1 protein-coding gene is annotated in these 800 nt (G+C 40.4%); it reads left to right on the plus strand.

Annotated elements, in window-relative coordinates; translation table 11 throughout:
* The coding region (locus C200_RS15900; RefSeq protein ID WP_033923843.1) for a hypothetical protein at window positions 1-672 on the plus strand (672 nt) is incomplete at its 5' end.
* Window positions 673-800 lie beyond the last annotated feature (128 nt).

Consider the following 800-nt stretch of genomic DNA (forward strand, 5'->3'; position numbering starts at 1 on the left):
CCATGGCTCGCAGCGATTGATAATACTGCTTGTACTAATAATATAATGCTTGAAACAGCAAGCACTCATCCTTATCGCCGTTTTCAAGGAATGGAAAACAGCGTCACTTATCTTTTAAATAAGACAAAAATGACTGCAATTATGGCAGCTATTTTAGCTAATGGTGACGAGATTGCATTTGTTACTGAGGGCTTGCTTACTAAAGATGAAATGAGGAGTTTTTGCAGGGTTGAATTAGGTATTGAGTTGCCTGAGAATATTCAGTATTACAATAATACTCAAGATACAACCTCAAAGCTTCAACAAATAGCACATGACTTACAGGCAGAATATAAAGATGTCATATTGATTGATAATGGTCACGATCATATTCGAGATGCTAAGGATGCCGGCTTTGCAACCATTCCAGTGGATATGAGTTATGCTCCTTCGGATTTGGTTAAGATTGATGTTGATTCTGCGAATGGAACTTTATATATTAAAAAGCTAGAAGAGATGATTGCCCGACAAGCGCATGCGCTTAAGCATCAGCAGGGTGAGAAAAAGCTTGCTTGGTTTAAAAAAGCAAGTCTACGGGTTGCAAATGAATCTGTAAATCAGGTTACTTTAATTTTAGATTTAGATGTTATTTTGTCAAAAGGGCGTCAACCGCTGCGAGCCATGGAGTGCTAAGCACGGGGTGAGTAGGCCGAGGTAGGTTCGGGTTTTTAGCAGAGCGGAGTTGCGAAAGGCCGTTAGGTCTGTAGTGATCAGGCTACCCTATTCCGGACAAATAAATTACAATAATCCGAGCCGGAGGA

This window comes from Piscirickettsia salmonis LF-89 = ATCC VR-1361, assembly GCF_000297215.2.
Classification (GTDB): Bacteria; Pseudomonadota; Gammaproteobacteria; order Piscirickettsiales; family Piscirickettsiaceae; genus Piscirickettsia; species Piscirickettsia salmonis.